22 protein-coding genes and 3 pseudogenes are annotated in these 24,311 nt (G+C 60.6%); 16 read left to right on the forward strand and 9 right to left on the reverse strand.

All coding sequences use genetic code 11. The features are described from left to right. Window positions 1–95: 95 nt before the first annotated feature. The 3 genes from OK351_RS01530 to glmS form a co-directional block, all read right to left on the reverse strand. Entirely contained in the window at window positions 96–1,610 is a 1,515-nt protein-coding gene (locus OK351_RS01530; RefSeq protein ID WP_265155569.1) for an NAD(P)H-hydrate dehydratase, read from the reverse strand. Between the two features lie 92 nt (window positions 1,611–1,702). Next, entirely contained in the window at window positions 1,703–2,053 is a 351-nt protein-coding gene (locus tag OK351_RS01535) for a holo-ACP synthase (RefSeq protein WP_265155570.1), read from the reverse strand. A gap of 89 nt (window positions 2,054–2,142) precedes the next feature. After that, complete coding sequence (gene glmS / locus OK351_RS01540; protein WP_265155571.1) at window positions 2,143–4,014, reverse strand: glutamine--fructose-6-phosphate transaminase (isomerizing); 1,872 nt, start codon at window positions 4,012–4,014, stop codon at window positions 2,143–2,145. 133 nt (window positions 4,015–4,147) lie between these two features. On the opposite strand from glmS, the gene coaA reads away from it, so the two are divergent. From coaA to OK351_RS01585, 9 genes and pseudogenes are all read left to right on the forward strand, one after another. Then, complete coding sequence (gene coaA, locus OK351_RS01545; RefSeq protein WP_265155572.1) at window positions 4,148–5,107, forward strand: type I pantothenate kinase; 960 nt, start codon at window positions 4,148–4,150, stop codon at window positions 5,105–5,107. 95 nt (window positions 5,108–5,202) lie between these two features. Continuing rightward, window positions 5,203–5,595 (forward strand): large conductance mechanosensitive channel protein MscL, encoded by a 393-nt coding sequence (gene mscL / locus OK351_RS01550; protein ID WP_265155573.1) that lies wholly within the window; start codon window positions 5,203–5,205, stop codon window positions 5,593–5,595. Between the two features lie 117 nt (window positions 5,596–5,712). After that, window positions 5,713–6,948, forward strand: coding sequence for an alanine racemase (alr, locus tag OK351_RS01555; RefSeq protein ID WP_265155574.1), 1,236 nt, complete (start codon window positions 5,713–5,715; stop codon window positions 6,946–6,948). Continuing rightward, window positions 6,929–7,522 carry a tRNA (adenosine(37)-N6)-threonylcarbamoyltransferase complex ATPase subunit type 1 TsaE gene (gene tsaE, locus OK351_RS01560; RefSeq protein ID WP_265155575.1) on the forward strand — a complete coding sequence of 198 codons (594 nt, stop codon included), beginning with the start codon at window positions 6,929–6,931 and terminating at the stop codon, window positions 7,520–7,522. The genes alr and tsaE overlap by 20 nt, the downstream gene beginning before the upstream one ends. Continuing rightward, window positions 7,515–8,192, forward strand: a complete 678-nt coding sequence (gene tsaB, locus OK351_RS01565) for a tRNA (adenosine(37)-N6)-threonylcarbamoyltransferase complex dimerization subunit type 1 TsaB (protein WP_265155576.1) — start codon at window positions 7,515–7,517, stop codon at window positions 8,190–8,192. The genes tsaE and tsaB overlap by 8 nt, the downstream gene beginning before the upstream one ends. Beyond that, entirely contained in the window at window positions 8,189–8,653 is a 465-nt protein-coding gene (rimI, locus tag OK351_RS01570) for a ribosomal protein S18-alanine N-acetyltransferase (protein ID WP_265155577.1), read from the forward strand. Before tsaB ends, rimI begins: the two co-directional genes overlap by 4 nt. After that, window positions 8,650–9,732, forward strand: a complete 1,083-nt coding sequence (gene tsaD, locus OK351_RS01575) for a tRNA (adenosine(37)-N6)-threonylcarbamoyltransferase complex transferase subunit TsaD (RefSeq protein WP_265155578.1) — start codon at window positions 8,650–8,652, stop codon at window positions 9,730–9,732. Before rimI ends, tsaD begins: the two co-directional genes overlap by 4 nt. 185 nt (window positions 9,733–9,917) lie before the next feature. Beyond that, window positions 9,918–11,708 carry a GmrSD restriction endonuclease domain-containing protein gene (locus tag OK351_RS01580; RefSeq protein WP_265155580.1) on the forward strand — a complete coding sequence of 597 codons (1,791 nt, stop codon included), beginning with the start codon at window positions 9,918–9,920 and terminating at the stop codon, window positions 11,706–11,708. A gap of 136 nt (window positions 11,709–11,844) precedes the next feature. Beyond that, a pseudogene (locus OK351_RS01585) lies at window positions 11,845–13,157 on the forward strand (ISL3 family transposase). A gap of 25 nt (window positions 13,158–13,182) precedes the next feature. Here the strand turns inward: OK351_RS01585 and OK351_RS01590 are convergent. Further along, window positions 13,183–13,374: a recombinase family protein gene (locus OK351_RS01590; RefSeq protein ID WP_371931359.1), complete on the reverse strand. Its 192-nt coding sequence runs from the start codon at window positions 13,372–13,374 to the stop codon at window positions 13,183–13,185. 303 nt (window positions 13,375–13,677) lie between these two features. On the opposite strand from OK351_RS01590, the gene OK351_RS01595 reads away from it, so the two are divergent. Next, window positions 13,678–14,193, forward strand: coding sequence for a GNAT family N-acetyltransferase (locus OK351_RS01595; protein ID WP_265155581.1), 516 nt, complete (start codon window positions 13,678–13,680; stop codon window positions 14,191–14,193). A 77-nt stretch (window positions 14,194–14,270) separates the two neighbouring features. On the opposite strand, the gene trxA is transcribed toward OK351_RS01595, so the two are convergent. Then, a complete protein-coding gene (gene trxA / locus OK351_RS01600; RefSeq protein WP_265155582.1) occupies window positions 14,271–14,594 on the reverse strand; it encodes a thioredoxin in 324 nt (107 codons plus the stop codon). A gap of 152 nt (window positions 14,595–14,746) precedes the next feature. On the opposite strand from trxA, the gene OK351_RS01605 reads away from it, so the two are divergent. Next, on the forward strand, window positions 14,747–16,183 hold the full coding sequence (locus OK351_RS01605; RefSeq protein WP_265155583.1) for an IS1380 family transposase: 1,437 nt from the start codon (window positions 14,747–14,749) through the stop codon (window positions 16,181–16,183). 172 nt (window positions 16,184–16,355) lie between these two features. On the opposite strand, the gene trxB is transcribed toward OK351_RS01605, so the two are convergent. Genes trxB through OK351_RS01620 form a run of 3 tightly spaced genes read right to left on the reverse strand, consistent with a single transcriptional unit; the run spans window position 16,356 to window position 18,137 of the window. Beyond that, window positions 16,356–17,312 (reverse strand): thioredoxin-disulfide reductase, encoded by a 957-nt coding sequence (gene trxB, locus OK351_RS01610; protein ID WP_265155584.1) that lies wholly within the window; start codon window positions 17,310–17,312, stop codon window positions 16,356–16,358. A 31-nt stretch (window positions 17,313–17,343) separates the two neighbouring features. Then, window positions 17,344–17,769: an arsenate-mycothiol transferase ArsC gene (locus OK351_RS01615; protein ID WP_265155585.1), complete on the reverse strand. Its 426-nt coding sequence runs from the start codon at window positions 17,767–17,769 to the stop codon at window positions 17,344–17,346. Further along, window positions 17,766–18,137: an ArsR/SmtB family transcription factor gene (locus OK351_RS01620; protein WP_265155586.1), complete on the reverse strand. Its 372-nt coding sequence runs from the start codon at window positions 18,135–18,137 to the stop codon at window positions 17,766–17,768. Before OK351_RS01620 ends, OK351_RS01615 begins: the two co-directional genes overlap by 4 nt. A 110-nt stretch (window positions 18,138–18,247) precedes the next feature. Here OK351_RS01620 and arsB point away from each other — a divergent pair, with 110 nt between their 5' ends. The 5 genes and pseudogenes from arsB to OK351_RS01645 form a co-directional block, all read left to right on the forward strand. Beyond that, window positions 18,248–19,333, forward strand: coding sequence for an ACR3 family arsenite efflux transporter (arsB, locus tag OK351_RS01625; protein WP_265155587.1), 1,086 nt, complete (start codon window positions 18,248–18,250; stop codon window positions 19,331–19,333). A gap of 37 nt (window positions 19,334–19,370) precedes the next feature. Continuing rightward, a pseudogene (locus OK351_RS01630) lies at window positions 19,371–19,973 on the forward strand (ArsR family transcriptional regulator); the annotation flags it as partial. Window positions 19,974–19,992: 19 nt separating this feature from the next. Then, window positions 19,993–20,403 carry an arsenate reductase ArsC gene (locus tag OK351_RS01635; RefSeq protein ID WP_265155588.1) on the forward strand — a complete coding sequence of 137 codons (411 nt, stop codon included), beginning with the start codon at window positions 19,993–19,995 and terminating at the stop codon, window positions 20,401–20,403. Window positions 20,404–20,414: 11 nt separating this feature from the next. After that, on the forward strand, window positions 20,415–21,845 hold the full coding sequence (locus tag OK351_RS01640; protein WP_265155589.1) for an NAD(P)-binding protein: 1,431 nt from the start codon (window positions 20,415–20,417) through the stop codon (window positions 21,843–21,845). A gap of 216 nt (window positions 21,846–22,061) precedes the next feature. Beyond that, window positions 22,062–22,578 (forward strand): annotated as a pseudogene (locus OK351_RS01645) (transposase); the annotation flags it as partial. A gap of 138 nt (window positions 22,579–22,716) precedes the next feature. Here OK351_RS01645 and OK351_RS01650 read toward each other — a convergent pair. Next, window positions 22,717–24,180 (reverse strand): protein adenylyltransferase SelO, encoded by a 1,464-nt coding sequence (locus OK351_RS01650; RefSeq protein WP_265155590.1) that lies wholly within the window; start codon window positions 24,178–24,180, stop codon window positions 22,717–22,719. Window positions 24,181–24,311: the final 131 nt, after the last annotated feature.

The raw sequence follows: 24,311 nt of genomic DNA on the forward strand, positions 1-24,311 counted from the left end.
AGTCCAAGACAGAACGAGGCCCCCAACCACGAAGGTGGTTGGGGGCCTTGTTACGTCCGGTATTCGTGTGGGCACCAGCAGCCCAGGGAATGCTTCTAGAAGCCGAAGCGGGCCATCACCTGCGGGATCTGGGCCACGAGCCGTGAGGCGCTCACGGTGGCGTTCCGGGCCGCCACACGACCCACCTCACCGTGGATCACCGCAGCGCAGGCGCTGAGCTCCAGCAACCGCTGGTTACTGACGGCAGCGGTACCCTGCACCCCGGTCATCGAGGCATCACTGAGCAGCGTGCCCAGGATCCCGGTGAGCACATCCCCGCTGCCGGCGGTGGCCAGCTTCGGGTTGGCCTGGCAGACAATCAGGGTACGTCCCCCGGGTTCGACAATATAGTTGGTCGGCCCCTTGAGCAGCACCACCGCGTTGTAGGCCAGTGCGGCCCAGCGGGTCCACTTCTGCGGCTCGTCGGTGATCTCCTGGGCGGTGACACTGATCCCGGCACGACGCAGCAACATCCGCAGTTCCTTCGCATGCGGGGTCAACACCCGAGGCTGCTCGCTGGGACCGGTCGGCACGATTTCCAGCCCGCTGGCATCAATCACCGCCGGCTGGCGGCTGGTGAAGACGTTGGCAATGACCTCGGAAGGCTGGTGGGAGGAATCGACGCCCGGGCCGATGGCCCAGGCCGAGATCTTCGCACCCCTCCCGTGCAGGTGGCGACGGGCCTGGGAGAGCGCCTCGGCGACCTGCTCATCGGTCAGCGGCACCGCTTCGGGAATGGTGGTGGCCAGGTAGCCATGGATCGCCTCGGGCACATAGGTACGCAGCAGCCCCACCCCGGAATCCACGGCGGCGCGCGCAGTCAACTGGGCGGCACCGGGATACTTTTCCGATCCGGCAATCAGGCCCAACACCCCACGCTGATACTTGTGCCTCCCGGCATCCCGCCAGGAACGATGGCGCTCCAACAGGTCGTTGGTCGCAGGAAGATCCACCAGCTGGAACTCCGGGGTTTGCCCCGAGAAATCGAAGTCCAACGGGACAACGTCGATCTGCCCGGTCAACAGCGGACCATCCCCGGTCACCAACCCGGTCTTCATCGCCCCGAAGGTCACCGTGCGTTCGGCACGCAGGGCATGGTCATCTCCCTTGCCGGTCCCTGAATCCAGCCCGGAGGGGATATCCACCGCCAGCACACGGGTGCCACGGGGAAGGGCAGGAAGCCCGGAACCCGGACGGTAGCCCAGACCATAGATCGCATCGATCACCAGCCCGGCATCGGCCAGAGCCTTGGGCGAATCGGCGAGGGTGGTGATGGTGCCACCGGCCTTACGGTAGGCAGCCAGGGCCTCATCATGGGCCTGCGGCTGCAACAGCACCGCGGTTGTCTGGTGACCGGCCTCGGCCAGGTTCGCCAGGGCATAAAGTCCGTCCCCACCGTTGTTCCCCGGCCCGATCAGTGCCGTGACGCGTCCCTGTCCGGTGCCGAGCATCTGCGCTGCGGTGTCACTAACAGCCGTGGCGGCCCGCAACATCAGCTCCCTGGAACCGTGGCGGGAAATCTCTGCCGATTCAACTGCGCGGACTTGGGCAACACTGTAGACGGGGATCATGACTTCAGAATACTCACCCATCCGGGGCAGTGAGCGGTATCAGGACCGTCGTGTCGCCGACAGGCGGAAAAACTCGTTGGCCGGCAGGTCATTCAGCGTTCGGCCACCACCATGGCGACGGCCATATCCCCGTCGTGGGAGAGCGATAAATGCCAGGAATCGATGCCTCGCAACGCTGCCGCCGCGGCCACGGTGCCGGTGATGTGCACCTGTGGATCCCCGGCCGCATCCTTGATGATGCTGCAATCCTGCCAATTCATCCCTGCCGGGGCACCCAGCGCCTTGGCGATCGCCTCCTTGGCCGCGAAGCGGGCCGCCAGCGACCGTAGTGGCAGCTCCCGCTCGGCCCCGGTGAACAGGCGCTCACGCAGCGCCGGGGTGCGCTCCAGCTGCCGTCCGAAACGTGGCACGTCCACGATGTCTACACCGATTCCTGCAATCATGGATTCCAGACTATGCGATCCTGCAACGGGAATAGAAAACGGCCGGCACCACACGTTGTGTGGTGCCGGCCGTTGACCGGGTGGAACGTTTACTCGACGGTGACCGACTTGGCCAGGTTACGTGGCTGGTCCACGTCGTAGCCCTTGACGGTCGCCAGTTCGCAGGCGAACAGCTGCAACGGCACGGTGGCCAGCAGAGGCATCAGCAGGGTCGGGGTCTCCGGAACGTAGAAGACGAACTCGCCGTAGGCCTGGACCGATTCGTCGCCTTCCTCGGCAATCACCAGGGTCTTGGCGCCACGGGCGCGCACTTCCTGGATATTCGAGACGACCTTGGAGTGCAGCGAATCGCGGCCGCGCGGGGAGGGGACCACCACGAAGACCGGCTGGCCTTCGTCGATCAGCGCGATCGGGCCGTGCTTCAGCTCGCCGGCGGCGAAGCCCTCGGCGTGGATGTAGGCGATTTCCTTGAGCTTCAAGGCACCTTCCATGGCGACCGGGTAACCCACGTGGCGGCCCAGGAAGAGCACCGAGGAAGCCTCGGCCATGGACCGGGCCAGTTCACGGATGTCATCCGAGCGGTCCAGGATGTCCTGGATCTTGGCCGGGATCTTGCCCAGGTCGGCCATGATGTCCTTGATCTGTCCGCTGAACAGGTTGCCACGCAGCTGGGCCAGGTACAGGCCCAGGATGTAGGTTGCGGTGATCTGCGCCAGGAACGCCTTGGTGGAGGCCACCGCGATCTCCGGGCCGGCGTGGGTGTACAGCACCGCATCGGATTCACGCGGGATGGTGGACCCGTTGGTATTGCAGATCGATAGGGTTTTCGCGCCCTGCTCCTTGGCATAGCGCACGGCCATCAGGGTATCCATGGTCTCGCCGGACTGCGAGATGGACACGATCAGGGTGCTCTCATCCACGATCGGTTCGCGGTAGCGGAACTCGTGGGACAGTTCCACCTCGACCGGGATACGGCACCACTTCTCGATGGCGTACTTGGCCACCGAACCGGCATAGGCGCTGGTACCGCAGGCCAGCACCACGATCTTGGTGACATTGGCCAGTTCCTCGGCGTCAATACGCAGCTCGTCCAGGGTCATCCGGCCTTCGGCGTCCGAACGGCCCAGCAGGGTGTCGGCCACGGCGGCCGGCTGGTCGTAGATTTCCTTCTCCATGAAGGAGGGGAATCCGCCCTTTTCGGCGCTGGCGGCATCCCAGTCGACGGTGAATTCCTTGCCGGCGGCGGGGTTTCCGTCAAATCCGATGATGGAGTGCTGATCCGGGGTGATGGTCACGATCTGGTCCTGGCCCAGTTCCACGGCCCGGCGGGTGAAGTCGATGAATCCCGAGACATCCGAGCCCAGGAAGTTCTCGCCTTCGCCCAACCCCAGCACCAGCGGCGAGTTGCGGCGGGCGGCCACGACCACACCGGGGTGGTCCTTGTGGGTGGCCAGCAGGGTGAAGGCGCCTTCGAGCTGGTTCACGGTGGTCCGCAACGCCTGGGTCAGGTCCTTGGTGTCCTGTTCGCGGTAGGTCTTGCCCAGCAGGGCGGCCGCGACCTCGGTATCGGTTTCCGAGAGGAATTCCACGCCGTCCTTGACCAGCAGGGCCTTGATCTCGGCGAAGTTCTCGATGATGCCGTTGTGGATCACGGCCAGGTTGCCGTTGTCCGCCAGATGGGGGTGGGCGTTGACATCGCTGGGACCGCCGTGGGTGGCCCAGCGGGTATGCCCGATACCGGTCAGAGACGCCGGCAACGGGTTCTCGCTGATCTCGTTTTCCAGGTTGGCCAGCTTGCCGGCCTTCTTCCGGGCGTGGATCGCGCCATCGGCAACGACTGCCACTCCGGCCGAGTCATAACCCCGGTATTCGAGTCGGCGCAAACCCTCAATGAGGACCTCGAGCGCGCCATGGTCGCTGTCTTTGGTCGCTGTACCTGCATATCCAACAATTCCGCACATGGAAAAAAGACTACCTGTAGTAGTCAAGGACAGGCAGAAATTCCCTCACGGTGAACCAAGAAAATCTTGTGTCATGAGTCACGGCTGGGACTTGTGTTTGGGTATGGGGACAATTCTTGACACAATTTCCTGCGTGGAACCAACGCAGCTTCAGGATATTTCGATCTCCCCATTTGTCGAGCTCGACCGGCAAACCTGGGCGAGGTTATCGAACCGTATGGAGCAGCCGCTCAATGAGGAAGACATTGACCGGTTGCGTGGTCTTGGCGACGGATTGGACCTGAACGAGGTCCGTGACGTGTACCTTCCACTGAGCCGTTTGCTGTATCTCTATGTGCGTGGCGCCGGGGCAACCCACCAGGCCACTACCACCTTCCTTGGCGAACAGACCCGCCAGACCCCATTCGTGATCGGGGTGGCCGGCTCGGTGGCCGTGGGCAAATCCACCACCGCCCGTGTGCTGCGTGAGATGCTGCGCCGCTGGCCGCAGACCCCCGACGTCCAGCTGATCACCACCGATGGGTTCCTCTACCCGAACGCGGAGCTGGAACGCCGTGGGTTGATGGAGCGCAAGGGCTTCCCCGAATCCTATGACCGCCGCGCCTTGCTGCGATTCGTGTCCGCGGTGAAATCCGGGGTCCCGGAAGTCAGCGCACCGATCTACTCCCACCTGACCTACGACATCCTGCCCGGGGAACGCAATGTCATCCGGTCCCCACAGGTCTTGATCGTGGAAGGGCTGAACGTGTTGCAGCCGGCACGTACCCGCTCCGATGGCACCGTGGGGCTGGCATTGAGCGACTTCTTCGACTTCTCGGTCTATGTGGATGCCCGCACCAGCGATATCGCCGAATGGTATATCCGGCGATTCATGAAGCTGCGTTCCGGGGCCTTCTCCAATCCCGCCAGCTACTTCCACCGGTACGCCAAGCTCAGCGACATCGAGGCCAGGGCAACGGCCAAGGGCATTTGGGAACGTATCAACGAGCCGAACTTGCGGGAAAATGTGCTGCCCACCCGGGGGAGGGCGCAACTGGTGTTGCGCAAGAGCGGGGACCACTCGGTGAACCGGATGCTGCTACGCAAGATCTAGCCGTCGAGTTAACCAGCGGTGAGGGTTAGTAAAAAAATTGGAACTTCTTCCCATAGAGGATCCCCAAGATGGGCGCCTCTGTGTATGATCGAGCCATGCTAAAGGGATTCCGCGAATTTATCATGAAGGGCAACGTTGTCGATCTGGCCGTTGCCGTCGTCATCGGTGCCGCCTTCGGCGCCGTCATCACCGCTCTGGTTGACAATGTGCTGATGCCACTGATCTCGGCCCTGGTCGGTGCGCCGAGCTTTGACGATTTCCTCCTATTCGACATCAACGGCAACCTGATCCAGGTTGGTGTGTTCCTCACCGCACTGGTCAACTTCCTGCTGATCGCCGCGGCCGTCTATTTCGTGGTGGTCATGCCGATGAACAAGGCCACCGAGGCGCTGAATCGCCACCGTGGGATCGAGGACGAGGAAGAAGAGCCGGACCCACAGCTGGCACTGCTCTCCCAGATCCGTGACGAGCTACAGAAACTCCGCTAGAAACCAACCACACGCATCACCAACCGATTCAGGGCGGGGCGTTCACCTTCACCAGGTGGATGCCCCGCCCTGTGCCGTGTTGCCCCCGATACGCATCACGGCGCGAAAAGTGGGAAGATGGCTGATGTGAACTTCGAAGTGGAACAGCAGCTACATCACAGCGGGCTTGAATCGGACCAGACCGGGAACCTATGGGAACGGCGTGCGTTGATCGACCTGTCGGCCATCCGGAACAACGTCCGCCAGGTGGCTGACCTGGTCGCACCGTCCAAGGTGATGGCCGTGGTCAAGGCCGATGGATACGGGCACGGCGCCTACAGGGTCGCCCGGGCGGCTCTGGAAGCCGGAGTGCGCTGGATCGGGTGCGCCCATGTCACCGAGGCCCTCGCCTTGCGCGAGCAGAGTATTGACGCCCCGATGCTGGCGTGGCTGCACACCTGCGATACCCCATTCGGATCCGCCATTGCCGCCGATATCGACCTGGGTGCCTCCAGCTGCCTGGAACTGGGACGGATTGCCGCCGCGGCCCGCAAAGTGGAGACCCCTGCCCGGGTCCACCTGAAACTCGACACCGGTCTGGGACGCAACGGCGCGATGCTGGACACCCTCGATGAGCTTCTGGCCCAGGCCAAGGACTACCAGCGGGAAGGGCTGCTAAGGGTGGTGGGGATCTTCTCCCACCTGGCCGTGGCCGATGAGCCGCAGCGCGTGGAAACCGACGAACAACTCGAGGCCTTCGATGCGGCCATTGCCAAGGTCGAGGCCGCCGGCTTCGGCCTGGAGGTGCGCCATATCGCCAACACCCCGGCCATCCTCTCCCGTCCCGACGCCCACCATGACATGGTCCGGCTCGGTCTGGGACTCTACGGACTCAGCCCGTTCGAGGGGGATGAGCCCTCCAGCTTCGGTCTGCGTCCGGCCATGACTGTGCAGGCCCGGGTGGCGAATATCAAGAAGGTCAACAAGGACCAGGGCGTCTCATATGGGCTGCACTACCGCACCACCGGTGAAACGTACCTGGGGCTGATCCCGCTGGGCTACGCCGATGGGCTGCCCCGTATCGCGACCGGGGCTCCGGTGAGCATCCACGGCAAGACCTACCCGGTACGTGGACGCATCGCCATGGACCAGTGCGTGGTCGACCTGGGACCGGATATCGACCCCGAAGAGTACCTGGGTGCCACCGCCGTCATCTTCGGCGAGAACGGCCCTTCGGTCACCGAATGGGCCAACGCCGCCGGGACCATCAACTACGAGGTGGTCACTCGCATCTCACCGCGCGTCCCGCGCTTCTACCTGGAGGGCAGCTGGGGCGAATCCGCACTGGAGGAGGATGACACCACCGGTGAGTGACCGCGAAAAACGATTCCAGCTCACCTCGGTGGCCCAGACCCAGGCCGTGGGTGAAGCCCTGGGCAAGCTGGTGCGCCACGGCGACCTGCTGGTCCTCACCGGACAGCTCGGCGCCGGCAAGACCACCTTCACCCAAGGGCTGGGCGCCGGCATGCAGGTGCGGGAAGGGATCATTTCCCCGACCTTCGTGTTGGCCCGCATCCACCCCAGCGAGATCAAAGGCCCTGATTTGGTGCATGTGGATGCCTACCGGTTGGCTGAACCGCACGAGGTGGACACCCTGGATTTGGAAGCCACCGCCCCCACCTCGGTCACCGTGGTGGAATGGGGACGGCACAAGGTCGAGCACCTGTCCGACTCCCGGCTGGAAATCGACCTGGAACGCGCCGCCCTGCCCGCCAGCCACACCTCGGCCTCCTGGGAATTCGACGACGAGGATGAGGGCGATGAACCACGCACCCTGATCCTGCGCGCGATCGGCCCGGACTGGCCACCGGCCCGCTGGGAAGAGACACTGCAAACCATCGATACGGCCATCACGCACACCAAGGCCCTGGAGTCCGAGCATGAGTAGATACCTGGTGATCGACACCTCCGCCAACACCTCCGTGGCCCTCTACGACGAGGCCACCGGCAACGTGCTGGCCGAACGGAACAGCGAACGCGGCAACGACCAGACCGAAACCCTGGCCGGCTACGTCCAGGACGTGCTGGCAGACACCGGAATCACCGGCAACGAACTGGCCGGGATCATCGCGGGCACCGGCCCCGGACCCTTCACCGGACTACGCGTGGGACTGGTCGCCGCCCGCACCTTCTCCTATGTCTGGTCACTGCCGCTGCACGGGGCCATGTCCCTCGGCGCGCTGGCCCACCGGGTCACCCGGGAACTGGCACCAACCACCGACTTCCTGGTGGCCACCGATGCCCGCCGCCGCGAGGTCTACTGGGCACGCTTCGGTACCGACGGAACCCGGTTGGACGGACCACACGTGGGCCCGGCCGCCGAACTGCCGGCCCTTCCCGTCCACGGAGTTGGCGCAGGACTCTATACCGAAGCACTGGCCGAGGCCGGCGCCACTGTAGCGGACACCAGCAGCAACTGGCTGACCCGCGCGGCCGACCTGGCCCCCCGGGCGCTCGCCGACCTCGCCACAGGAGCGGACCTGTCCAGCACCGCACCGCTGTACCTGCGCGAATCCGATGCCCAGGTCCCGGCCTTCATGAAGCAGGCCAAGGGATGAAACCGGTACTGCGCACCATGACCGCCGCGGACATCCCTGCAGTCCATGCACTGGAAACCGCGACCTTCCCCACCGACGCCTGGCCATTGGAACTCTTCGATGCCGAACTGGCGCAGACCGAGACCCGCGACTACTGGGTGTACGAAGCCGAGAAACGGATCCTGGGCTACGCGGGGCTGTGCACCGTGCTGCCCTTCGCCGATGTGCAGACCATTGCCATCCACCCCGACACCCAGGGCCACGGACTGGGCCGGGCACTGATGCAGGTGATGATCGACAAGGCACGGGAACGCCGGGCCCGGGACGTCATGCTCGAAGTGCGCAAGGACAACCCGGTGGCCATCGGCCTGTACCTGTCACTGGGATTCCAGAAGATCCACGAACGGCCCAAGTACTACCGCGACGGCACCGACGCACTGATCATGCGCCTGCGACTACGCGACGAAGAGGACAACCAATGAGCACCACCAAGACCCCGATCGTGCTGGGCATCGAATCCTCCTGCGACGAAACCGGCGTGGGGATCGTGCGTGGCACCGAACTGCTGACCAACACCGTTTCCAGCTCGATGGACCAGCATGTGCGCTTCGGCGGGGTGATCCCGGAGATCGCCGCCCGCGCCCACCTGGAGGCGTTTATCCCCACCCTGGATGCGGCCCTGGCCGACGCCAAGCTGGAACTCGATGACATCGACGCGATCGCCGTGACCAGCGGCCCCGGTCTGGCCGGGGCGCTGATGGTGGGTGTTGCCGCTGCCAAGGCGCTGGCCCTGGCCACCGGTAAGCCGCTGTACGGGATCAACCACCTGGTTGCCCACGTGGGCGTCGGGGTACTGGATGGCAAGCCATTGCCCAGCACCTTTGGCGCGTTGCTGGTCTCCGGGGGACACACCGAGATCCTGAAGATCACCTCGCTGACCGAGGACGTGCAATTGCTCGGAGCGACCATCGATGATGCCGCAGGCGAAGCCTATGACAAGGTCGCACGGCTGCTGGGTCTCGGATATCCCGGGGGGCCGGCCATCGACAAAGCCGCCGCACACGGGGACCGCAAGGCCTTCCGCTTCCCCCGCGGACTGAGCCTGCCCAAGTTCACCGGCAGCGCCGAAAACCCGGGCAAGCACCGCTACAACTTCTCGTTCTCCGGACTGAAGACCGCGGTGGCGCGCTGTGTGGAGCACTTCGAATCCCAAGGGCTGGAAGTTCCCGTGAATGACATCGCCGCGTCCTTTCAGGAAGCCGTGGTGGACGTGATCACCTCCAAGGCGGTCAAGGCCTGCACCGAACACGGACTGAAGACCCTGCTGCTCGGCGGGGGAGTGGCAGCCAATAGCCGACTACGGGAACTCCTGGCCGCACGCTGCGCATCGGCGGGAATCGACCTGACCGTCCCGCCGTTCCCACTGTGCACGGACAATGGCGGGATGGTGGCAGCGTTGGGGGCCCAGTTGGTGGCGGCCGGAGCGAAACCGAGCGGCTTGGACTTTGCTACCGATTCGTCGCAGCCGGTGACGCGAATAGTCTTGACCGCCAAGAAGTGATGTAGTTCTTCAAATACCGGTAAGCTGCTTAACATTCTGAGGATACAGAGGAATGATATCTTATTCTTCTTTCCATCTGTTCCGCCTCTGTAGGCGACACGTAAGTGCACAGATATTGTGGCACCGTAAAAGTCAAATAGACTGTCAAATATATGCAATTCACCTTCGTGGATCAGGAATAACCCTTGGCCAAGTACACCGTTAACCAGTTGCCCGTGAGTACTCTACTTGCACAGGTGCAGAGCGAGCAGATTGCGATCCCTGAGCTCCAACGTCCATTCGTCTGGGACAGCATTAAAGTTCGCGACTTGATGGATTCGCTCTATCGTGGTTTTCCGGTGGGATACCTGATCACTTGGCAATCTGTAGGGGCACATCTGAAAGGTGGAATAACAGCTGCGCATCAACAGATACTAATTGATGGACAACAACGGGTCACAGCAATTCAGGCAGCAATCGCTGGTCTGCCGGTCGTGACCAAAAAATATAGTAAAAAACGAATCACCATTGCCTTCAATCCACTCACAGAAGAATTTGCCACCCTGACACCTGTGATTCGGAAAGATCCACAATGGATTTCTGATATTAGCGAGATCTTCAAGAGTGCGGCTGCATTCAAATTCGTTACGAACTACCTTCGAGTAAATGAAAATGTGGATCAGGATATAGCTGCCGAGAACATCGCACGACTTGCCGAGATTAGAAATGCGCAGATCGGCGTTATAGCATTGAGCGATGATCTAGACGTGGAGACAGTTTCGGAAATCTTCATTCGAATCAACTCCAAGGGCGTACCTCTCTCGAGTGCCGACTTCGCGATGAGTAAGATTGCTACTTACGGAGATCGAGGCAGGAACCTACGAAAGCTGATCGATTACTTCTGCCATTTAGCTGTAGCTCCACATGCTTATGAAGACATCGCTGAAAATGATTCCGCGTTCTCTCAATCAAAGTACTTCGCGCAAGTCGCATGGCTCCGATATGATGCGGAAGACTTGTATGATCCAAGTTATAACGACATCGTTCGCGTTGCAGGCCTTGTCGGATTCAACCGTGGCAAAGCTTCATCTATTGTGAGCGAACTTTCTGGGCGTGATCCGGAAAGTCGCAAGGTGGATGTCGATCGTATTCCTCTGGCGTATGACAAGCTTGAGTCTGCTTTATTCGAGATTACTTCCAAGTATCAGTTTGAGAATTTCGTCATGTTGATCAAGTCGGCAGGGTTCATTTCGTCGAAACTGATCAATTCCAAAAATGCGCTGAATTTTGCGTATGCCTTGTATCTCAAACTACGGCAAGACAAATCAATTAGCGAGGGTGAGCGCAAACGAATCACACGTCGTTGGTTCGTGATGTCTGTACTCACTGGACGGCACTCAGGGAGTTTCGAATCCACTTGGGAACAAGACATGCGTAGAATTACTCAGCTTGGCGCGGACGAGTATCTGGCGCAAATCGAAAGCGCGGACCTGAGTGACGGATTCTGGAGAGTGACTCTGCCCCAGAACTTGGAGACGACAGGTACGAATAGCCCGTACTTCCAGTCGTTCATCGCTGCACAAGTCGTAAGTGGTGCGCGCGGTTTTCTGTCTAGGCATATTACAGTATCCACGATGCAAGAACATTCGGGCGATATTCATCATGTCGTACCAAAAAACTACTTGGTGAAGGCAGGTTTTAAGGACAGAGCTGAGTATAATCAAGTCGCGAATTACGCATTGACAGAAACTGCCGTGAACATTGCCATCAAGGATGCCCCGCCAGCTGACTACCTATCTCGTATACGGCTTCAAATCGAAACCCAGAAACTGGATCTTGGAGAAATCGTCAATGGAACTGACCTCGATAAAAATCTGCAGGAAAATGCGCTGCCTATAAACCTGGAAAGTGTGGATGCTGCAAACTATCTTGAGTTCTTGGCCGAACGACGGGTGCTCATGGCAAGAACTATCCAACGGTATTACGAAGCGTTATAGGGGCTCTTCACAATTGAGGGTGTAAACCAGGACTGCCGGTGACAGGGTTTTCCGGGCGTGTCGTTGGGAAGGAAAAAAGTCGGGGTCTTCACGAGAATGGAAGTTCCTACACGACCGTTTTCGAAAGACCCCGACGTTGCCCCATCCTACCTTCACCGCCCCCGATCTGACCACGTTCTGCCGCCTTGATGAGCTAGGACTGATCGCTTACGGGCAGCGGTTGCTGCCTTCGCGTGCCGAACTTTTGTGCCGGGTCGCCGAGGAAGAGTCATGGTGCCGGCGGTGCGGGCAGGCAGGCACTCCTCGGGGCACCGTGGTGCGCCGCCTGGCCCACGAGCCGGTGGGCTGGAGGCCGACCACGCTGGTGATCCGGGTGCGCCGGTACCGGTGCGGGGATTGTGGCCGGGTCTGGCGCCAAGACACCAGCGGTGCGGCCGCACCACGGGCGAAGATCTCACGAGCAGGGCTGCGATGGGCGCTGGCCGGGATCGTGTGCCAGCACCTGTCTATGGCACGGATCGCCGAGGGGTTGGGGGTCTCCTGGAATACCGCCAATGACGCGGTGCTCGCCGAAGGACAGCGTCTGCTGATCAGCCAGCCTGAACGCTTCGACGGGGTGAAGGTGATCGGGGTGGATGAACATGTGTGGCGCCATACCCGTACCGGGGACAAATACGTCACCGTGATCATTGATCTGACCCCGGTGGCCGAAGGCACCGGCCCGGCCCGGCCCGGCTACTGGACATGGTGGCCGGGCGCTCCAAGTCCGTGTTCAAGTCCTGGCTCGCCGGCCGTGCCCAAGCATGGCGGGATGGGATCGAGGTGGTGGCGATGGACGGCTTCACCGGTTTCAAGACCGCCGCGGCCGAGGAGCTACCGGACGCGGTCGAGGTCATGGATCCCTTCCACGTGGTGCGCCTGGCCGCCGAAGCACTGGATAAATGCCGGCAACGTATCCAGCAGCACACCTGCGGACACCGCTGACGCAAAGGGGACCCGCTCTATGCGGCCCGCCGGACCCTGCTGACTGGGGATGAGCTGCTCACCGAGAAACAGACCCAGCGACTAGAAGAGCTCTTCGCCAATGAACAGCATGAACCGGTCGAGCTGACCTGGAGCGTGTACCAGCGCATCGTAGATGCCTACCGGCAGCACGATCGGAAGATTGGCCGGTGGGCGTTGGAACAGGTCATCGACCTGTTCACCGCGAAGGTTCCCCAGCAGCTGAGCGAGCTGGCCTCGCTGGGCAGGACGTTGAAACGGCGTTCCGTGGACATCCTGGCCTATTTCGACCGGGAAGGGACCTCGAATGGGCCCACCGAAGCGATCAACGGCAGGCTGGAACACCTACGTGGATCGGCCCTGGGGTTCAGGAACCTGGCGAACTATATCGCACGCTCACTGTTGGAGGCTGGCGGATTCAGGCCCCGGTTACACCCTCAATTGTGAAGAGCCGTTATAGGAGACTCCGATGTCATCGGGGAGAGTTTTGCTGGGTATTCGATCCATTTGAAACTGCTGCATCTAGCTCGGGGCGAGACTCAAGTGCTCCTGACGCGGTATCGGTGAAAATCCGATAGCACCCAGCAGCAGTAAGCGCATCGTGCTGCAACCGAGCGTCTTGATCACCAGTAGACACTCGCGCGTATCCAAGAAGATGTCCCATGCTTTGAAATGTATCAAAACCCGTCAATCATCGATAGAACTGACTCATAGATTATGGAACTGGGTTTTGAACCTCTGCGCGAAAAGTTGACCCTTGAATTTTCAACTGAAATGGCGTGATGCGATTTCCCCAATTTCAGTGTGTCAAAAACGAATGTTTTCGGTATCCGTAGATGACTCATGACTCCAGCGCATGATTGCGCAAGACTCGAGTGTTACCCTAACTAGCTGCAATCTCCCTATCTCCCTAGTGGCAGATTCTTTGGTCACGTATCGACGTTGAGGGTGGCGGTAGGATTCTTTTGTGGGAATCAAGCGAAAACAATCCATCCAGCTAGTGGGAATGACCGAAGCTCACTGGGCCGATGTATCACGTATCTACGCTCAGGGCATCTCCACGGGCCTTGCCACGTTCGAATCCGAGGTGCCGAGCCGCGAAAAATTCTTCGAGTCCAAGATTCCTGGATTATCTTTGTCTGCTTTGACTCCGGAAGGCGCTGTTGCAGGGTGGGCGGCAGCCACAGCCGTATCCCAGCGTCCTGCTTACCAAGGGGTCGTGGAGCATTCAGTCTATGTTGACCAAGAATATGCTGGCTGCGGCGTCGGGACCCGGTTGCTCACTGAACTCATCGCCCTAGCAAGACGCCACGGGTACTGGATGGTGCAATCCTCAATTATCGCGGACAACGATGCCAGCCGAATCCTGCATGGCAGATCGGGCTTTCGCGAAGTCGGGCGACGAGAAAGGATTGCCAGGGCCACACGAGGAGAAGCGGTCGGTCAGTGGCTGGATACCTACCTGTATGAACTCAGACTGTAGTCGGGCTGACTGGTTAATCCAGAATCGGTGCGGCAGGCGGAAAGCCTGGCGCACCGATTCAAAGGATCAAAGAAGATTTACAGGTAGTCTGCGAAGTCCTTCTCGATGACAGCCTTCGGCTTGGCTCCGATCGAGGTAGCAACGTGCTCGCCACCCTTGAAGACGTAAACAGCTGGGATGCTCGTGATATCGTACTTGGCTGCGATGCCCTGGTTCTCGTCAACGTTGACCTTGACGACGTCAACCTTCGCAGCATGCTCTTCAGCGATCTGATCCAGAACTGGACCCAGCTGGCGGCAAGGGCCGCACCACTCTGCCCAGAAATCGAGGATGACTGGCTTTTCGGCATCCAGAACTTCGCTCTGGAAGGTTGCTTCAGTTACTGCTTTTGCGTTGCTCATAAGAGAGAACCCCTTTCTGGGAAAACTAATTAGCCTGGGGGTTTCATCGTTCAGTGCTTCATTAACTGTCTTTAACGAGGAAAAGGTGATCTGAACTGGGAAAATAGAGGTGTTGAAGCTTCATCCACCCAGTTCAAAGGATCACCTTTTCAGTGCATCAGTCTACCCGCGTTTTCCCGCATGTCCCGACAGAACTCACCGGGCAAGCCCTGGTATCCCAGGCAGGGCTCGGGGTGCTGACCAGTTTCCTCAACGCCCTGGACTTCCGCCAGCTCTGCGAGGACAGGTTCTCCCAGTTCGTCCCAGCCACGGCCATTCACCGGCCTGGGAAGATGATCGCTGACCTGGCCATCATGCTCGCTGCGTGGGGTGAACAAGTCACCGATATCGACCAGCTCAGCTCCTCACCGGGCTTGTTTGGCCCGGTGGCCTCCGAAGCCACGATCAGTCGCATGATGGCCCGGATCAAGGACCAGCCTGCGGCGTTCGAGTACGCGTTCGCCACCATGCACCGCACGCTGCGCTCCCGCATCTGGGCCGCGGCCGGGGCGAGGAATCCTGCCGCCCGGGCCACGGCCAAGGACCCACTGACCCTCGATATCGATGCCACATTGGTGCACGTGCACTCCGATAAAGAACACGCTACGGGCACCTATAAGCGCGGCTTCGGGTTCGCGCCGATGACCGCTACGGTGGATTACGGCAAAGAGAACGGGACCGGGGAAATCCTGGCCGTGCTCCTACGTCCCGGGAACAAGGGCGCAAATTCTGCCGCTGACCACATCACGATCCTGGACCAGGCTTTGGCGCAGCTGCCCGATGACTTCTACGACGCCGACCAGCAATTGATCGGTGAGAAGATTCTAGTGCGCACCGACAGCGCTGGTGCTTCACGCGAGTTCCTGCACCACCTTCACGCACTGGGAATCCAGTTCTCCACTTCCTACGCCCTGCCGGTGGTCAATGAACGGTTTATCCGGTGGATCGATGAGAAGAAGTACTGGGAACCAGCCACCGACCAACACGGCAACCTGCGCGATGACGCGTGGGTTATCGATGCGAGCAAAGTGCTGGTATTGAAGGACTACCCGCCAGGCACCCGCATCTACCTGCGCGCCGAACCGCTGCATCCCGGGGCGAAGGCCTCACTGTTCGACACCGACGGCAACCGCATCACCGCGTTCCTCACCAACGCGCCACGCTACAACCCAGCGTTTCTTGACGCACGGCACCGGGCCCGGGGACGGTGTGAAAACCGGATCAAAACGCTGAAGGCCACCGGGTTGGGCAAGCTGCCTTACTGGTCGTTTGCAGCGAATCAGGCCTGGACGAACCTGGCGGTGCTGGCCATGAACCTGACGTGCTGGATTCAGCTGGCGATGCTTCCGGTGGGGCATCCTGCCGGGTGTTGGGATGTGAAGCGGTGGCGGTACCGGTTGTACGTGATTGCCGGGAAACTGATCACCAGTAGCCGGCAAACAGGCCTGTTGGTACCGGCTACCGCACCGGAAGCAGCGCTGCTGATCGAACTGCTGGAACGGGCCCACGCTTGGTACCAGCAATGGAGGCATGGCCAGCTGGCCGCCTGAACCGGCAGCTACCCTGCCCGTCAACGAGATGAAAGGCACGACCGGAATAGTGGAGTCCGGCACCCACACCAGTGATCCTGGTGTTACCAGCGACCCCGAAACTGGAGAAAGCCGCTGACTTCCAGGAAAACCGGAAATCAGCGGCTCTCAACGCCCCGATGAAACCGCTGGGTTAGACGGTAGCTACAGTCTCATTGACGTTAGCCAGGTAGTGCTCCACGTCCTGTGCAGCCGCGCAGCCGGAAGCAGCTGCGGTAATTGCCTGGCGGTAGGTGGAATCGATAACATCGCCGGCAGCAAATACACCTGGCAGCGAAGTCTTCGAGGTGCGTCCTTCGACGGCAATGGTGCCCTCGGAAGTCAGCTCGAGCTGATCCTTGACCAGATCAACACGTGGGTCGTTGCCAATGGCAACGAAGATGCCGGTGACATCCAAGGTGCTCTTGGCGCCGTTGACGAGGTTGTTCAGCTCGATGCTCTGAACCTTGTCCTCGCCGTTGATGCCCACGACCTCGGAATCCCACACGAAGTCGATCTTCTCGTGCGCCAGGGCGCGCTCAGCCATGATCTTCGATGCGCGCAGCTCGCTGCGGCGGTGCACCACAGTGACCTTGGCAGCGAACTTGGTCAGGAACAGGGCTTCTTCCATGGCTGAGTCGCCTCCGCCAATCACGGCGATGTTCTGCTCGCGGAAGAAGAAACCGTCGCAGGTAGCGCACCAGGAGACACCGTGGCCGGAGAGGCGCTTCTCGTCGTCCAGGCCCAGTTCGCGATAGGCGGAGCCGGTGGAGATGATCACGGTGCGGGCCTGGTAGGTGGTGCCGTCGGCCAGGGACAGGGTCTTGATCTCGCCTGCGAGGTCCATCGCGGTGACATCATCGAAGAGGATCTCGGCGCCAAAGCGCTCGGCCTGCTTCTGCATGTTGTCCATCAGGTCCGGGCCCATGATTCCCTCGGGGAAACCTGGGAAGTTTTCCACGTCCGTGGTGTTCATCAGTTCGCCGCCGGAGGTGACTGATCCTGCGATGACCAGTGGTTTCAGGTTCGCACGCGCGGTGTAAATCGCAGCGGTATAACCGGCCGGGCCGGAGCCGACGATGATTACGTCGCGGATTTCGTCAGAGATCATAGGGATTCTTTCTTCTCGCTGTGGTGTCGTCTTAATTTTTCGGGGAGAGCAGCCGACTGGCCAGATCTGCGACGCGGCGGCTGATCTCGTCTCGCACGAGCAGCATCCGCTCGCGTCCATCGATGCCACGGGAGCTTGGTTCATCGAGTTCCCAAACTTCGATCTCCACACCGTCGGTCGGAGGGACTTCCGCTTCGCGTCCGAGGACGACGACCAGTCCGGCTTGGCGCATTGCATCTTCGGTGAGCTGCTTCGGGTGCTCCGTGGTGATGTCGATGCCCTGTTCGAGCAGCACTTCGGCTGAGAGGGAGTTGATCTTGGATCCCGGCTGCGTGCCCGCCGATGAAACTTCGATCTGGCTACCGGCCCGGGCCTTCATGAGTCCAGCGGCCATCTGTGATTTGCCGCCGTTTTTGACGCAGACGAAGAGTGCCGCTGGTTTGGCTCTTGCGCTCATTTCTTGGCCACCAGACTGGAGCCCAGGGATTCCAAGGCGCCGGGGACTACGGAGAAGTAGGCCCATACTCCGCGCTTCTCGCGGTGCAGGATCCCGGCATCGACCAGGATCTTCAGGTGGTGCGAGACTGTCGGCTGCTTCAGATCCAGCGGTTCGGACAGGTCGCACACGCAGGTTTCGGCCGATTTGCTTGCGGAAACGATGGAAAGGATGCGCAAACGGTTTGGATCAGCCAGGGCCTTGAAGCGCATTGCCAGCAGCTCGGCATCCTCAGGCTGCAGAATCTGCTCGCCTTGAGATGGGACGCAGCATAGCTCGGGCGCTTCGGCGGGGCTTGCGCCAGCGGGAATCAGGGTGGGAATGCTCATCGGTTTCGGCTCGTTTCTTCGCTCATATCAGAGATTGACAAACGTCGATATAAGCAAGCATACTCGAAACATCGATGTTCGTCGATGTCTCAACTTGGAGTGATGATTGCATGACACCTGCGACCGTGCCCGACACCGCCCCTGTGGCGGCCAAACTTTCCTTCCTGGACCGCTACCTGGCCCTATGGGTCCTGCTTGCAATGGCCGTCGGCTTGGGCCTGGGCCGGATCTTCCCGCAGCTCGGTGAGCTGCTGGATCGATTCACCATTGCAGGTGTCTCGGTGCCCATCGCCATCGGCCTGCTGGTGATGATGTACCCCGTATTGGCCAAGGTCCGGTACAACGAGACCGGCCGAGTGCTTGCCGACAAGAAGCTGATGATCACCTCTTTGGTGATCAACTGGGCCCTGGCTCCTGCCTTCATGTTCGTGCTGGCTTGGATCTTCCTGGCAGACCTCCCCGAATACCGCACCGGGCTGATCATTGTGGGCCTGGCGCGCTGCATCGCCATGGTGTTCATCTGGAATGACCTGGCCTGTGGCGACCGCGAGGCGGCCGCCGTGCTGGTGGCCATCAACTCCGTGTTCCAGGTCATCGCCTTCGGCGCCCTGGGCTGGTTCTACCTGCAGCTGCTGCCATCCTGGCTTGGTCTGGAAACCACCAGCGCCGAGTTCTCCATTGCCGCGATCACCGCTTCGGTGCTGGTCTTCCTGGGTATCCCGCTGGTGGCTGGCTACCTGACCCGCACCCTGGGCGAAAAGGCCAAGGGCCGCGACTGGTACGAGGGTAAATTCCTGCCGAAAATCGGACCGTGGGCACTGTACGGATTGCTGTTCACCATCGTGCTGCTCTTCGCCCTGCAGGGCGATAACATCATCTCCAAGCCGCTGGATGTGCTGCGCATGGCCATCCCGCTGCTGACCTACTTTGTCGTGGTCTTCGGCGCCGGCATGCTCATCGGCCACGCCCTGAAGCTGGGCTACCCGCGCACCACCACGCTGGCCTTCACCGCGGCCGGCAACAACTTCGAGCTGGCCATCGCGGTAGCCATCGCCACGTTCGGCGCCACCAGCGGCCAGGCCTTGGCCGGCGTGGTCGGTCCGCTGATCGAAGTACCCGTACTGGTAGCGCTGGTTTACGCCGCCTTGTGGTCCCGCAAGTTCTTCCCATCCACTGCTGAAACTCTGAAAAGTTAGCTGGTTAGCCATGTCTTTCGAACTACATGCATCGCACGATGAGCAGCTCACCCGTCTCGCACAAGAATTATCCAAGGGATCACTAGATCTGTCCGGTGATCTAGTGCTCCGAATTGTTCGCGAGTCTTACGCCTCGCTGGCGCGCACGGCCAGCGTAAGCCAGCACCTGGTGTCGCTGACTGAGCGTTTTGCAAAACAACGTTTGGCCGACATCGCTCGACACCACACGCATTCCGATACACCACAGGTGCTGTTCCTCTGCGTCGCGAATGCTGGGCGTTCCCAACTTGCTGCAGCACTGTTGAACCATCTTTCAGATGGCGCAGTCATTGCTCGCTCCGCCGGATCAGCACCATCATCCGAAATCCATCCAGGCGTTCAGCGCATGCTTACCGACATCGAAGGCGAAAGCCGGTCGGCTGAACGTTTCCCCAAACCGCTGACCGATGATGCAGTACGCGCTGCGGATGTTGTCATCACGATGGGCTGCGGGGATGTTTGCCCCATCCTTCCCGGGGTCCGCTATGAAGAGTGGGACGTGCCAGACCCCGCTGCCGCATCTGGCCAGGACCTTGAAGAAATTCGCGAAGACATCACCACACGCGTTCGTGCACTGCTCGACACGCTTAGTAACAAGTAAAAACTTGGGAGACTCAACAATGGAAAACCTGAAGCCTTCAGTACTGTTTGTCTGTGTCCACAATGCAGGCCGCTCGCAAATGGCCGCCGCATACCTCGCGCACCTTTCCGAAGGGCGGATCGAGGTTCGTTCGGCAGGGTCCGCGCCAGCAGAATCGGTCAACCCTGCCGCCGTGCAGGCGATGGCCGAGGAGGGCATCGACATGTCGGCGGAAACCCCGAAGATCCTGACCACCGAAGCGGTGAAAGAATCCGACGTCGTGATCACCATGGGCTGCGGCGATACCTGCCCGATCTTCCCCGGCAAGCGCTACGAAGACTGGAAGCTGGATGACCCAGCAGGACAAGGGGTCGATGCAGTGCGTCCGATCCGCGACGAGATCCGCGCGCGCATCGAAACCCTCATCAGCGAACTGCTGCCACAGCGTTAGGAACACCCCTCATGACTAAGCAGCATCCAATTATTGTCATCGGCGCAGGACCCGTCGGCCTGGCCACCGCCGCCCACCTCAGCGAGCGCGAGCAGCACTTCCTGGTACTCGAGGCAGGCGCGCAAGCTGGAGCGTCCATGGACGAATGGGCGCACATCAAACTTTTCTCCCCCTGGAAATACAACGTCGATGCCGTTGCGCGCCGCCTACTGGAAACGCCCTCAGGAGCCTACGCCGCGGACTGGGCGATGCCCCGCGAAACATCGCTGCCAACCGGAGGCGAACTAGTCGAAGGCTACCTCAAGCCACTGGCCGCGCACCCTGGCCTAGCACCTTCCATCCGCTTCCAGCACCGCGTCCTTGCCGTCTCCCGCGTAACGGATGAAGGAACGGGCCTGGACAAAACCCGCACCGGCGGACGAGATCAAGCACTCTTCCTGGTGCGCGCCCAGACCCCTGACGGAATTCAGGATTTCACGGCCAGAGCAGTCATTGACGCGTCGGGCACGTGGAACACCTCTAACCCAGTAGGCCGCGCCGGACTCGAAGCACCCGGCGAAGAGGAAGCCCGAACCCAGGGCAAAATCACCTCGCCCTTGCCTGATCCCCTTGGAGCTGACCGCGAGAAGCTGACAGGAAAAACAATCCTGGTCCTCGGGGCTGGACACTCGGCTGCCAACACCCTCATATCGCTAGGCCGGCTGAAGCAGGAAAACGAGGACACCCAAATCCTATGGGGCCTGCGTGGGGCGGCGAATCCGATCAAACTCTACGGTGGCGGGGCTGCGGACCAACTCCCGGCTCGTGGTCAGCTCGGTACCAGTCTGCGCCGCCTCGTTGAAAACGAACACATTACATTGCTGGAGAACACATCGATCACACGACTGACCAGCGACAACCAACTACACGTGCAGTTGGCTGATGACCGTGAGATGACCGTCGACTTCATCGTTCCCGCCACGGGTTTCCGCCCGGACCTGGGCATGCTCTCAGAGCTGCGTCTGGAACTCGACCCAGCAGTTGAAGCGCCCCGCCAGCTCGGACCGCTCATCGATCCTGAATTCCATAGCTGCGGAACAGTGAGCGCCCACGGCGAAAAGGTGCTGGCTCACCCAGAATCGAACTTCTACATCGTTGGAATGAAAAGCTACGGGCGCGCGCCCACATTCCTCATGGCCACCGGCTACGAGCAGATACGCTCCATCGCGGCCCACCTGGCTGGCGACGCCCACGCCGCTGCCATGGTCGAGCTCGATCTGCCAGAAACCGGTGTATGCTCCACTGACCTCGGTGGATCATGCGATTCCCCCGTTGAAGAATCCGACGGCTGCAGAACCGTTGATACCGAACCGGCTGGATGCTGCGGTGAACCACAGCCAATCACTCTCGGAATCCCCACCGGAACCCAGCATGGTTTCACAGAGACGCAACCTGCAAAATAGCACCGATTGATGGGTAGCCACTTCGAAAACTTCGAGGCGGCTACCCATTTCTTTATGCCACGCATTGCCCGCCTGCTCGTTCCGGACGCCATGCAATACGCCATTCCAACTCTAAAAAACCGCCAATTGAAACCAATAGTCACAGATGCCTCGTCTGCAGGAAGCTTCCTGTCTCAAAAACGAACGTTATTGAGAGCGTCACTCGTTGCTGCACGGCTGACCACCCAGAAAGAACAGGCCCGAGCATCCATGGAAAACGCGTCAGATATCGCCGAGAAGTTCGCGGCACTTGGCTCCATGGACGCCGTGAAGGACTCCGGTGCTTTCGACGAACTTATGGGATTCATCGACCGTGGTGAGATCCAGCTCGACGGCAAAGACGGCAACATCGAAACAGAACATCCGCGCCGGGCTGGAACGCGGTCTGAAAGCCGAACTCACCGACCACCTCGGCTACGAGCAAGGACGCCTCATCCCGAACTCCCGCAACGGCTCATATCCGAAAACCGTGTCCACCATGGCCGGGGATATTGACCTTCAAATCCCGCGGGACCGGGCTGGCACGTTCGTTCTGACGCTGGTGCCCCAGGGCTCACGTCGTACCGGCGGCCTGGATGGAATGGTCATTTCTCTGTACGCCGGGGGCATGACGGTGTGGGATATCGCCTACCATCTGGAAACCACGGTGGGCACCCAGCTGTCTCATGACACGATCTCACCGATCTCCCGAGAGGGAACATACGCAAATTAGAGATCCGTGAAATGCTGCTGTCTAACCGATAGATTTTAGGGGTTTGACGCGGCACCTTGAGGAATCTTCCATGGCAATGCCAAGGGACGCGGAATGGCATAGCCCTTCCCGTACGGCGGTTTAGGTGCCGCAGAAAGTCCGGTAGGGTCCGAAGCTTTCCGGGGCGGCAGCGGCGTATCGTTCGAAGCCGGGGCGTTGCTCGAAGGGTGCGGTGACCGCGGCCAAGAGCTGCGAGAAGGGTTCCAAATCACCGTCGACGGCGGCAGCGAGAGCCTCCTCGACCAAGTGGTTGCGCGGGATATAGACAGGGTTGGTCCGGTCCATCCGGTTCGCATCCGGTTCCAATGCCCGCCACCGCTCGACCCAGGTATCGAAGGCGGCAGGGTCGGAGAACATTGAGTGTGCGGGCTCGGTGTCACCGCGCGCGGCGGTGCCCAGGTTCCGGAAGAAGGAAGTGTAATCGATGCGGTCTGCCTGCAGGAGAGCGAAGAGTTCGTCAGTGAGTGACGTGGCTATTTCATCCTCGAATCTCTCGTCCAGACCAAGTTTGGTTTTCATTCCGGCCAGCCACGTGGCACTGTACTGAGTGTGGAAGGCACCGAGTGATTCCTGTGCCAGGGCAACGGAATGTTCCTGGTTTTCATGGAAGAGTGGCAAGAGGGCTTCGGCAAGACGGGCAAGATTCCACTGCGCTACGATGGGCTGATTGCCATAGGCATAGCGCCCGCTTTCATCGATTGAGCTGTAGACCGTTGCCGGGTCAAAAACCTCTATAAAGGCGCACGGGCCGTAATCGATGGTTTCCCCCGAGATGGTCATATTGTCGGTGTTCATCACCCCGTGGATGAAACCCACCAGCATCCAGTGGGCGGTTAAAGTTGCCTGGGCGGTGAGCACCGCTTCGAACAGTGCGAGATAAGGATTTTCCGCTTCCATCACCTGCGGATAGTGGCGCTCAATTGCATGGTCTGCGAGGCGGCGCAGCAGATCCTCGTTGTTCATGGCCCGTACGTATTGGAAGCTGCCGACCCGCAAATGGCTGCTGGACACCCGGGTCAGCACGGCGCCGGGCAGCAGCGCCTCGCGGCGAACCGGTCGCCCGGTCGCTACCACTGCCAGTGAGCGTGTGCTTGGAATGCCCATGGCATGCATTGCCTCACTGACCACGTATTCACGGAGCATCGGACCGATGGCGGCGAGTCCATCGCCACCGCGAGCGAACGGTGTGCGTCCGGAACCCTTGAGGTGAATATCTCGAAGGTTGCCAGCCGAATCCATGAGCTCGCCGAGCAATAGGGCGCGCCCATCACCCAGTCGCGGAGAGTAGGATCCGAACTGGTGACCGGCATAACCCTGCGCCACCGGGGTGGTGCCACTGGGGAGCACGGTACCGAGTAGCAGCTGCAGACCCTCGGGGCTTTGCAAGGACTCGGAGTTGAAGCCCAGTATCTCGGCCAGTGGCTCGTTGAGTACGAGCAGCCGGGGATCCGGAGCCTCCTCCGCCTGCCAGTGAACGGCGAGCTCGGGAAGTTCACGGGCGAATTGTCCGCCAAAGATGATGCTTGATTGTGCGTCGGCAGTCATATTTCAAGGGTACCTGTGATGTGGTGCGGGCAGGTTATGCAGGATAGTTCCAAGCCTCGACCCCAGCATCGGAGGTATAACGCCTTAGTGCGACAGAAAGAGTGAGCGCTCATGACGGCGGATTTCCGCTG

It is taken from the genome of Glutamicibacter sp. MNS18 (genome assembly GCF_026107515.2).
In the GTDB taxonomy this organism is placed as follows: Bacteria; Actinomycetota; Actinomycetes; order Actinomycetales; family Micrococcaceae; genus Glutamicibacter.